This is a genomic window from Knoellia remsis (assembly GCF_003002895.1).
Classification (GTDB): Bacteria; Actinomycetota; Actinomycetes; order Actinomycetales; family Dermatophilaceae; genus Knoellia; species Knoellia remsis.
The window spans coordinates 1-9,285 of the sequence record NZ_PVTI01000051.1 but is presented as its reverse complement, the minus strand read 5'-3'; the positions used below and the strand labels follow the sequence as shown (position 1 = coordinate 9,285).

At 68.7% G+C, this 9,285-nt stretch carries 11 protein-coding genes and 1 tRNA gene; 7 read left to right on the top strand and 5 right to left on the bottom strand.

Annotated elements, in window-relative coordinates; all coding sequences use genetic code 11:
• The first annotated feature begins 141 nt into the window (after positions 1–141).
• Positions 142–224: transfer RNA gene (locus BCF74_RS16810), tRNA-Leu, on the top strand.
• A gap of 55 nt (positions 225–279) precedes the next feature.
• On the opposite strand, the gene BCF74_RS16805 is transcribed toward BCF74_RS16810, so the two are convergent.
• Complete coding sequence (locus BCF74_RS16805; RefSeq protein ID WP_106299074.1) at positions 280–951, bottom strand: DUF2625 family protein; 672 nt, start codon at positions 949–951, stop codon at positions 280–282.
• A 165-nt stretch (positions 952–1,116) separates the two neighbouring features.
• On the opposite strand from BCF74_RS16805, the gene BCF74_RS16800 reads away from it, so the two are divergent.
• Positions 1,117–1,338: a hypothetical protein gene (locus BCF74_RS16800; RefSeq protein WP_106299073.1), complete on the top strand. Its 222-nt coding sequence runs from the start codon at positions 1,117–1,119 to the stop codon at positions 1,336–1,338.
• Between the two features lie 165 nt (positions 1,339–1,503).
• Here BCF74_RS16800 and BCF74_RS16795 read toward each other — a convergent pair whose 3' ends face one another.
• The 4 genes from BCF74_RS16795 to BCF74_RS16785 all read right to left on the bottom strand — a co-directional run bounded on the left by BCF74_RS16795 (position 1,504) and on the right by BCF74_RS16785 (position 4,465).
• Positions 1,504–2,805, bottom strand: a complete 1,302-nt coding sequence (locus BCF74_RS16795) for a DUF3422 family protein (RefSeq protein WP_106299072.1) — start codon at positions 2,803–2,805, stop codon at positions 1,504–1,506.
• Positions 2,806–2,919: 114 nt separating this feature from the next.
• Positions 2,920–3,855, bottom strand: coding sequence for a type II toxin-antitoxin system HipA family toxin (locus BCF74_RS16790; RefSeq protein ID WP_170070288.1), 936 nt, complete (start codon positions 3,853–3,855; stop codon positions 2,920–2,922).
• A 5-nt stretch (positions 3,856–3,860) separates the two neighbouring features.
• A complete protein-coding gene (locus tag BCF74_RS17450; protein ID WP_170070287.1) occupies positions 3,861–4,157 on the bottom strand; it encodes a hypothetical protein in 297 nt (98 codons plus the stop codon).
• Positions 4,154–4,465 carry a helix-turn-helix domain-containing protein gene (locus tag BCF74_RS16785; RefSeq protein ID WP_281257201.1) on the bottom strand — a complete coding sequence of 104 codons (312 nt, stop codon included), beginning with the start codon at positions 4,463–4,465 and terminating at the stop codon, positions 4,154–4,156. The genes BCF74_RS17450 and BCF74_RS16785 overlap by 4 nt, the downstream gene beginning before the upstream one ends.
• Before the next feature lie 245 nt (positions 4,466–4,710).
• Here BCF74_RS16785 and BCF74_RS16780 point away from each other — a divergent pair, with 245 nt between their 5' ends.
• The 5 genes from BCF74_RS16780 (at position 4,711) to BCF74_RS16760 (ending at position 9,138) form a co-directional block, all read left to right on the top strand.
• Entirely contained in the window at positions 4,711–5,625 is a 915-nt protein-coding gene (locus BCF74_RS16780; protein ID WP_106299076.1) for an ABC transporter ATP-binding protein, read from the top strand.
• A complete protein-coding gene (locus tag BCF74_RS16775; RefSeq protein ID WP_218279303.1) occupies positions 5,625–6,485 on the top strand; it encodes an ABC transporter permease in 861 nt (286 codons plus the stop codon). The genes BCF74_RS16780 and BCF74_RS16775 overlap by 1 nt, the downstream gene beginning before the upstream one ends.
• A complete protein-coding gene (locus BCF74_RS16770) occupies positions 6,485–7,270 on the top strand; it encodes an ABC transporter permease (RefSeq protein ID WP_106299070.1) in 786 nt (261 codons plus the stop codon). Before BCF74_RS16775 ends, BCF74_RS16770 begins: the two co-directional genes overlap by 1 nt.
• Before the next feature lie 263 nt (positions 7,271–7,533).
• Positions 7,534–7,830, top strand: coding sequence for a hypothetical protein (locus tag BCF74_RS16765; RefSeq protein ID WP_106299069.1), 297 nt, complete (start codon positions 7,534–7,536; stop codon positions 7,828–7,830).
• A 510-nt stretch (positions 7,831–8,340) separates the two neighbouring features.
• A complete protein-coding gene (locus BCF74_RS16760) occupies positions 8,341–9,138 on the top strand; it encodes an endonuclease toxin domain-containing protein (protein WP_146133031.1) in 798 nt (265 codons plus the stop codon).
• Positions 9,139–9,285: the final 147 nt, after the last annotated feature.

Sequence of the window (9,285 nt, the reverse complement as noted above, 5' to 3'; positions counted from 1 at the left end):
CCAACGTGAGCTCCATCCCCGATCGTGACCCACGCGGGCATCTTCGAGTGAGTCAACGACTCCGATCACGCGGGCATCTTGCGTGAGTCAACTCGGCGTTTGGTGGACGGCGGGTGCGTGCGGCACACTGGGACGGCTCACGCGCAAGTGGCGGAACGGCAGACGCGCTGTCTTCAGGTGGCAGTGTCCTTACGGGCGTGGGGGTTCAAATCCCCCCTTGCGCACACGTGTGAACGACCCCGGCGACTCATCGCCGGGGTCGTTCCGTATGCCGGGTGGTCAGCTCCCGAGCTGGCGCGCCGCGTCGTCGTGGAAGGCGAAGAGCTCGGTGATCGGGACCGGTCGGCGTGACACCTGCGCCGGGTCCTGGCCCTCGGCCGAGAAGGGCGGCGGGTACTGCGCAAAGCCGTGGTCGAGGGCGAGCGCCTCGCAGTCGTCCTCCCAGCCCGGCCACCGCAGCCCGTCGTAGAACGTGGACGTCGCACCCGTGACCATCGCGTGGACGAAGTCACCGTGCCCGAGGTCAAGGCCTTCCCAGCGCAGCGAGTCCGGCGCGAAGTAGCAGACCTGGCCGGCCGCGACGCCGAGCCCGCCACCGTCGATGGCGAAGCGTCCGCCGATGACGTCCCACGCCACGACGAGCGCGGGCGGCGGCTGCGTGTCACCGGTCGGGGCCTCGAGGTCGTTGGCGCTCGCGAGGCTGGCGAGGCCGTCGGCTCCGCCGCCGAGGATGCGCAGCCAACCGCAGTCGACGAGGATCCCGCCGGTCTCGAGCGCGAGCGCACCGAGTGCCGACGCGGCCGTGACCTGGAGTCGCTCGATGACCCGCTCCCCTGTCGCGCGCTCGACCGGGAGCACCCGCACGTCGGACGAGGATGCGTCGATCGCCTCGCGCAGACCCGGCCACGCCGGGCGGTCCACCTGGGTGAGCTCATCCACGGGTCGCACCATCCACCGATCCTGCACCCATCCACCGCGCCGTGAGGTTCCTTTGCTTCAGACGTCTGGAGCAAAGGAACCTCTCGGGGACGGCATGCTGGATGTCGAAGCCGTGGTGAGCCGCGCGTCAGGGCGACCGAGGGAAAAGGGGGAGGCAGGCGGCCATACACTCGAACCATGTCCGCGAGCACTCCCGAAGAGCGCCTGAGGATCGCGCTCGACCTCGCGGATGCCGGTGTCGAGATGCAACGCATGCGGCTTCGTCGCGAGAACCCGGGCATCACCGACGAGCAGCTTGACGAAGCCATGGCGACGTGGTTCCGCCATCGACCCGGCGCCGAGTTCGGCGACTATCCCGGCCCGAGGTCGACGCGCAGGCTCGGCAGCTCCACCCGATGACGGGACTGACGGCACGACCGGTCGCGTCGGTGCGTGCGGCGCCTGACGAGCGGCGCAGATCCTGACGAGCGGCGCAGACATGGCTGCGCGCCTCGCGACGATCTGCGCCGGTGGCGCCAGCGGCGCAGAAATGCCGCCGTGGACCGGGCTCGCCCAGCGCCTGCGTCAGTGTTCGCGGTCGAGTGACCGGTGCACGCGCGCCCGCATGAACCGCAGCCCGAGCCACGCCGTCAGCAGCACCAGCGGCACGAGCGCCGCCATGACCCACACCTTGGACAACCCGGTCTCCTCGATGACCGGCGCGAGGAGGTAGCCGAGCAGGCCGATGGCGTAGTACGTCATCGCCATGACCGACAGGCCCTCGACCGTGTGCTGCAGCTGCGCCTGCCGTTCGGCTCGCGCGTCCATGTCACGCAGCAGCGCCTGGTTCTGTGCGCGCCGCTCCACGTCGACCTTCGTCCGCAGCAGGTCTGCGGCCCGGCCCGACCGCTCGATCATCCGGCCGAGTCGCGCCTCGAGCGAGGTCACGGTCCGGATCGCCGGCGCGTACCGCCGGGCCAGGAACTCGCGCAGCGTCAGCCGTCCCTCGAACCGTTCCTCGGCCAGCCCTGCGACACGGTCCTCGACGATCGCGGCATACGCCCCCGTCGCGCCGAAGCGGAAGTCGTGCGCCATCGCGTACCCCTCGAGCTCCGCCGACACCGACAGCAGCTCGTGCAGCAGCTCCTCCCCCGGCTGCTCGGGCTCGTCCAGCTGCGACACCAGACGCGACAGCTTCGGGTCGAGCGTCGTGAGCCGCGCGCCGAGTTCCTGGCTGCCGGCGAACCCGAGCATCGCGAGCGACCGGTACGTCTCGAGCTCGACGACCCGCTGCACCGTCCGCCCGGTCCGCCCCGGCCCGATCTCGTCCGGCACGAAGAGCATGAACCGCGTGAACCCGTCCGCGTCGGCGACGAAGTCCCCCGCCAGCACACACGCGCCACCGACGACCCGCGAGATGACCATGCGTTCGGGCTCGAGCCACCCGCGTGCGGTCTCGAGGACGGTGGTGGGCGAGTCTGGCATCGGGAGCACGGCCACCGCGACCGCGGCCACGCGGGCTCCCGGGTCGGTCGCCTCCCAGCCTTCCGGGTATGCCGTCCGCGGACTCGTGCGCAGGGGGTCGCCTCCCGCGAATACCGCTGTGTACGAGGCGAATTCGGTGTGGCTCTCCCACGTGACGTCCCAGCCGTCGCGCTGGAAGCGCACGTGGCGCGCGCCGTCGGGAACGTTCGTGTCCGGGCCGGCGAGCGCGCGCAGCTGGCGCACGTCCTGAGAGCGGTCGCGCGTCGCCGGCTCGTCGGCCGGGCTCAGCGCGAGGTGCAGCACGAGCGCCGGCGGTCGCACGCGCGGCGCCGTGCGCGCGTGCAGCTCGTCAAGGACGAGGGTGCGCGCGGGGTGGTCCAGCCTCTCCGTCGAGTCCGCCATGCAGGTGAGCGTATGCCGTCCGCGCACCTTGCGCTCAGATCGCTCGCGCCCTCCCGGCTTGCAAGACTGAGGGTGTGGATGACGAGCATGCTCGGCCCGGTCACAGGAGAGAGCTCAGCGGGTGAGGTCGGTCAGCCTGCGCACCCGGTCGTCAAGGACTTCCGCGAACCGCGACTGCTCTCGTCGCGAGATACCGTTCACCGCGACAGCATCCCGCCAATCGCGGACCACCTCCACGACCCGCCCAATCACCTCGACCGCGCGTTCCCGAGTCATGCGACATGTCTGCGCGAAATCAAGCAGGGCGGGAATCTCGTCTCCGGGTTCGGCTGCACCGAGAATGGCGGTCCTCCGGGAGCGGTCCGGGTCCGGGTCCGGGTTCACGTCGAAGACGGGGCTGAGGGTCCAACCGCCACGTCGGCGGAGAAGGCCGTGGTTGCGCAGATGGTCATCGGTGTTGTGCACGGCGACGTTGAAGACCACCCGACCAAAGAGCTCGGTGAGGTCCTGGTTGACGGCAGCCCCCGACTCCGAGAGGGATTCGGCGATGTCCTCATAGTCGCGCTCGTCGCCGTCACGGGCACCCAAAAGCGTCATGGCGCTGATGTAACCGAGGCGACCGTCGCCCGTGGTTCGGTCGAACCGCTGGAGCAGCAGGACGTTGCGGCGGCCCACCCTCGCCAGTTGGCTGATCGGCACGCGCAAGCCGCTCCGGCCTGCGAGATCGAGCATGGTCTTCTCCCACCCCATGACGTCCCAGTCGTCGTCACGATGGGGAAACTTGGCAAGCAGGAGGACGCCGTCGTCACCTCGCACGGAAGCTTTCGGGCGGGCACCGCCCAGCGACCCCGAACCGGCCTCGAGCAAGACCTTCACCGCGGACAGCTCGTCCCCTTCGGAGTCGACCACCCTGTCCGACGCTGAGAGGAGGTGTGGGAGCGCCACGATCTTGGGGACGTCATCGCGAACCTCGAGGAACGGGCCGGAGCCACGTGCGAATCGCAGGTTGCCCTGACGACTGATGTCGCTGACTCCGAGCAGATAGTCCACGTCGGTCAGGGCCGGTAGTCGCTGTCCCCGTTCCCGTTGGAGGGCACGATGGCGCTTGTCGATGAGGTTGCGCCCCCAGCGATCCGGGGCGGCATCGGCGAAGGCACCGGGGAGACCCGAGAAGTAGTGCTGACCCGCTCGCCGCGGCAGGTCTGGCTCAGGTCGTACCCGGCACCGGTTGCGAGGTATGCCGGGTCGTAGGCGAACGTTGTGCTCACCGCGCGTCGGCCGGTGGTGAACCAGGCCGTGCCAGCCCTGGTCGTACCTGCCGGGCCGGTGACGTGGACATCGATCTCGCTCAATGCCGCACCCTTCGCGGGATCCTCTGGGCTGCGCGAGCTCGACCGAGATCGGTCTCGAACGGGTCGAGCGCGTCCACCAGCCGGTCGAGGGCGCCCAGCGCGCGGGCGACAGCGAGCACTGTGCCCCAGGACACCCCGGGGTCGCCATGCTCCAGCCGGCGCAGGGTGTCGCGGGAGATGTCGGCGCGTTCGGCCACCTGCACCGCCGTCAGATCGAGCATGCGCCGCCACGTCGCGAGGTGGGTGCCGATGTCGGTCGAGGCGCGATGAACGCGCGTGGGCCGGCTCCGTCCAGGAATGGGGACCACCTCCTTGTAAAAGGCTGGATTACCCGCCACTATACCGTTTAATGCCTGATATAACAGCCATTAATGAGAAGCGAGGGCTCCCCATTCAGGCGTCGGTGGCACCCAGCCCGGGGTCTGGGTTGCGGGGGCAGGGGCGGCACGGGAAAGTCGATGGGCTCTGTCGGGGGCTTCGCCTAGGGTCGGTCGACGTGACTGATGCGACGGCGCACGACCCCGGGACGGCGCACGCCCTCGCGACGGGGTCGATGATCACGGCGCGGGACCTGCGCAAGAGCTTCGGCACGTTCGAGGCGGTCAAGGGCATCGACGTCGACGTGCGCCGCGGCGAGGTCTTCGGGTTCCTCGGGCCTAACGGCGCCGGCAAGTCGAGCACGATGCGGATGATCGCCGCGGTCAGCCCGGTGACGAGCGGCGAGCTGCGCATCCTCGGGATGGACCCGGCCACCGACGGGCCGTCGATCCGCGCGCGCCTCGGGGTGTGCCCGCAGGAGGACACGCTCGACAACGAGCTCAACGTCGTCGATAACCTCTTCATCTACGGGCGGTACTTCGGCATCGACCGCGCCACCTGCCGCGAGCGCGCCGCCGAGCTGCTCGAGTTCGCCAACCTCACCGACAAGGCGAAGGCCAAGGTCGAGGACCTCTCCGGTGGCATGAAACGCCGGCTCACCATCGCCCGCTCGCTCATCAACCGGCCCGAGCTGCTGCTCCTCGACGAGCCGACGACCGGGCTCGACCCGCAGGCGCGGCACGTGCTGTGGGACCAGCTCTTCCGGCTCAAGCAGGCCGGGGTGACGCTCGTCGTGACGACGCACTACATGGACGAGGCGGAGCAGCTGTGCGACCGGCTCGTCGTCATGGACAAGGGACTCATCGCGGCCGAGGGATCGCCGCGCGAGCTCATCGCCGCCCACTCGACGCGCGAGGTCGCCGAGCTCCGGTTCGGCGTCGGGGAGCACGAGGCGATCGCCGACAAGGTCGCCGACCTCGGCGAACGGGTCGAGGTGCTGCCCGACCGGCTCCTCGTCTACACCGACGACGGCGAGCACGTCCTCGCGCAGGTGCACGAGCGCGGCCTCACTCCGGTCGCGACGCTCGTCCGGCGCTCATCGCTCGAGGACGTCTTCCTGCGCCTCACCGGTCGAAGCCTGGTCGACTGATGGCGACCACCGACACCGGCGCGCACACGGCATACGGCGAGGGGCCGGCATACGGCGACTCACCGGCATACGGAAGACTCTCGATCGCGCAGGGGATGGTGCGGCAGGCCGACTACTGGTGGACCGCGTACAAGCGGACGTGGCGCGGCGGGGTGATCTCGAGCTTCGTCGCGCCGCTGTTCTACGTGCTCGCGATGGGGGTGCTGCTCGGTGGGTTCATCGACGTCGACCCGGCGCGGCTCGAGGGTGCGACGTCGTACCTCGCGTTCATCGTGCCCGGGCTCGTCGCGACGCACGCGATGACGCTGGCGATCGGCGAGACGACCTACCCTGTCATGGGCGGCATCAAGTGGCACAAGACGTACTACGCGCAGCTCGCGACACCGCTCACCGCGCGCGACATCGTCAACGCGCACCTCATGTTCGTGCTGGCGCGGGTGGCGTCGGCGTGCGCGGTGTTCCTGCTCGTGCTCGCGCCGTTCGGGGTGTTCGCGACGTGGTGGGGTCCGGTGGCGGCGTTCTTCGTCGTCGTGCTCGTCGGAATGGCTTTTGCCACAGTGGTTTTCGGGATCAGCACGCGGCTGCGGGACGAGGCGGCGTTCGGGCTGGTCTTCCGGCTCGGGGTGGTGCCGATGTCGCTTTTCTCGGGCGCGTTCTTCCCCGTGGCGAACCTCGGGGACGTGTTGTCGAAGGTGGCGCAGGCGGTGCCGCTGTGGCACGGCGTCAACCTCACCCGGATGCTGTGCCTCGACACGCTCGACGGGCCGGTCGCATTGCTGAACGTGACCGTCCTCGTGGCCATCACCGTGGCCGGGTGGCTGTGGGCGATCCAAGGCCTGGAGCGGAGGCTGAGCGACTGATGAGCCACACACCCCTGTCACCGACGGGCGCCCTGTCGGTCATCACCTTCCGCAACTACACGACGTACAAGCGGCACTGGAAGCTCTTCGTCACCGGCTTCCTCGAGCCGGTCTTCTACCTGCTCTCCATCGGCATCGGGGTCGGCGCGCTCATCGACTCGTTCACGTTCAACGGCCAGCAGATCCCGTATGCCGCGTTCGTCGCGCCGGGGATGCTCGCCGCGAGCGCGTTCAACGGTGCGCTCATGGACAGCACGTTCAACGTCTTCTTCAAGCTCAAGTACGAGAAGCTCTACGACCAGATGCTCGCCACGCCGCTCACGACCGCCGACATCGCGCGCGGCGAGATCGTGTGGGGGCAGCTGCGCGGGGGCGTGTACTCGGCGGCGTTCCTGCTCGTCATGCTCGCGATGGGGCTGGTGCACTCGTGGTGGGCGGTGCTCGCGCTGCCGGCGACACTGCTCATCGGGTTCGCGTTCAGCGCGGTGTGCATGGGGCTCACGACGTACATGACGTCGTTCCAGGACTTCGACAAGATCACGCTCGCACAGCTGCCGATGTTCCTCTTCTCGGCGACGTTCTTCCCCGTCGACGCGTTCGGTGACGGGGTGCTGCGCTGGGTCGTCGAGGCGACGCCGCTCTATCGCGGGGTCGTGCTGTGCCGCGAGCTGACGACGGGGGCGGTGACGTCGGCCAGTTTGGTGTCGGTCGGGTATCTCGTGGTCATGGGGCTGTTCGGGCTGTGGCTCGTGCGGCGCCGGCTGGACCGGTTGCTGCTCACCTGACGCGCTCTCTCGGTGGGGTGTCCCGAGAGGTGCCTTTGCTCCGAGATCTTGGAGCAAAGGCACTCTTCGGGCGCGTATGCCGTCCGCTCCCCTGCTCGAGGTACGCGGCCTTCGCGTTGGCGCCGGAGTCCTGTCCTCTCGGCCTCTGATCAGCGGGACCCGCACCTCGGGGCCTGTGGATAAGTCCACGGCCGATTTTGCGAATCCTGCTTGCATGGCTCGTGTGACCCCAACGAGCCGAATTGCAAGGCGGGAGAACGCCCATGGCCTCATATGACTTCTCTGCGGACCTCGACACGATCCGCGACGCTGCTGCCGCGATCGATGGATTGCAGACCGCTGCAGAGGGCAGAGCTCTCGAGGAACTGACCGACCTCGGACCGAGTGGGTCCTCGGCTCTTGACGCGGCCCTGGACTCGTTCGGTGCCACATGGTCCACCGCGATCGGGGACCTCACCGACGAGAACGCCGCGATGGCTGATGGCCTCCGTCTGTGCGCCCGCACCTATGCCGATGCCGACGACGAGGCCGTCGACCGGATGACCGGGGTGCCGAAGTGAGCGCCCGCAGCGACCTGGCGGCAGGCCTGTCGCCGATGCAGCTGGTGCCGGGTGACGTCGGTGCCCTCTTCGCCACCGCCGAGGTGCTCGACACCTGGGGCGCGGCGTGTCGCGTCGTCGACACGGGACTTCTCAAGGTCGAAGCTCTGTGGACCGGCGCGGCATACGAGGCATGGCGCGAAGCGCGACTGGAGCAGAGCGCGAAGTGGCCGGGCGTCGGCGGAGTACGCACGCACGCTTTACGACACAGGTCTGGAGAAGCAGGTTGCGGCGCAGGAGAACGCGCGGCGCCAACGAGCGGAGATGCGGGCACAGGGCATCCGGGTGTATGTCGAGCCGAACACGACCGCAGGCACCTCCGAGATGGAGCGTGCCGTCACGGTCCTCGAGGTGGCGCGGACAGAGGTCAGGGCAGCTGGCGAGACGGCGGCACGTGCGCTGGAGGCGGCGGAGCCTCCCAAGGACTCGGTGTGGCAGCAGGCGCTACGAGGGGCACGGTGGGTGTCCCCGATGGCGTGGTTCGTCGAGTCGAACTGGGGCACCCTGAGCGACCCGGAGACGTGGTACGCGATCGGCATGTGGAACCGGGATCCCCAGGTGTCGCGCGAGGCTGGCGCCGGCATTCTGGTGGGGGCCGGCGAGGTCTTGCTGATGGCCTCGGGGCCGAACAGCCCGGCGCTGACCAAGGCGTGGAAGTCGGCGACGAACACGTGGTCGTGGCAGCTGGGCCTGGACCCATCGTCCGCAGCGGCGGCCATGGGCGTCCTGCTCGGTCGCGAGGTGCTCTCGAACATCCGGGGTCCCGGTGGCTCACAGGGCCTCGCGATGCGGGAGGCCGCCGAGGAAGGTCTCGTGCGGGCCGAGCAGCTCATCCAGAAGCACTCGGCGAACTCGATCGAGGAGATGTGGGGCATCAGCCCGTTCGCCCGCGGCTACATCGCCGAGGCCATGCAGGGTGGGAACCTGCCCTACGGGTTCCGTGTCTTCGACCGCTTCGATGGTCAGCATGCGACATCCATCAAGTCCATCGACCTGCGGGCAGCGTCGTACGCGGACAATCCAGCAGCCGTCGAACGTCGCCTGAACCGCTACCTCGACGCAGTGGTTCGTGCTCTGCCCGTGTCTCGGCAAGACATCTTGGTTCGGCCGGATTCTCTCGTATCTCGAACGCTGGAGATCGTGATCCCCGAGGGATCGGCAACGTCCTCCCACAGGTCCGTGATTGACTCGTTGAGCGATCGTGCAAACGAGTACTCCCGACTCCATCCGGAGACGTCGCCGGTTCACGTGAAGGTGGTTGAGCTGTGATCATCCAAAGTGTGAAAATTGTCTTCTTGGGGGACCGCATCGGCGTCCAGTCCAGTTGAGTCCATAGGGTTGGTGTACGACGACACCGGTGAGCGTGTCCCTACGCACGTAGGTGCGGTCACCGCGTGATCCTTCGAGTGAACCTCT

Coding starts and splice junctions, on each gene's coding strand:
- BCF74_RS16765 (WP_106299069.1), top strand. CDS start 7,534: ATGGCCTCATATGACTTCTCTGCGGACCTCGACACGATCCGCGACGCT.
- BCF74_RS16805 (WP_106299074.1), bottom strand. CDS start 951: ATGGTGCGACCCGTGGATGAGCTCACCCAGGTGGACCGCCCGGCGTGG.
- BCF74_RS16770 (WP_106299070.1), top strand. CDS start 6,485: ATGAGCCACACACCCCTGTCACCGACGGGCGCCCTGTCGGTCATCACC.
- BCF74_RS16800 (WP_106299073.1), top strand. CDS start 1,117: ATGTCCGCGAGCACTCCCGAAGAGCGCCTGAGGATCGCGCTCGACCTC.
- BCF74_RS16780 (WP_106299076.1), top strand. CDS start 4,711: ATGATCACGGCGCGGGACCTGCGCAAGAGCTTCGGCACGTTCGAGGCG.
- BCF74_RS16775 (WP_218279303.1), top strand. CDS start 5,625: ATGGCGACCACCGACACCGGCGCGCACACGGCATACGGCGAGGGGCCG.
- BCF74_RS16760 (WP_146133031.1), top strand. CDS start 8,341: ATGGCGTGGTTCGTCGAGTCGAACTGGGGCACCCTGAGCGACCCGGAG.
- BCF74_RS16795 (WP_106299072.1), bottom strand. CDS start 2,805: ATGGCGGACTCGACGGAGAGGCTGGACCACCCCGCGCGCACCCTCGTC.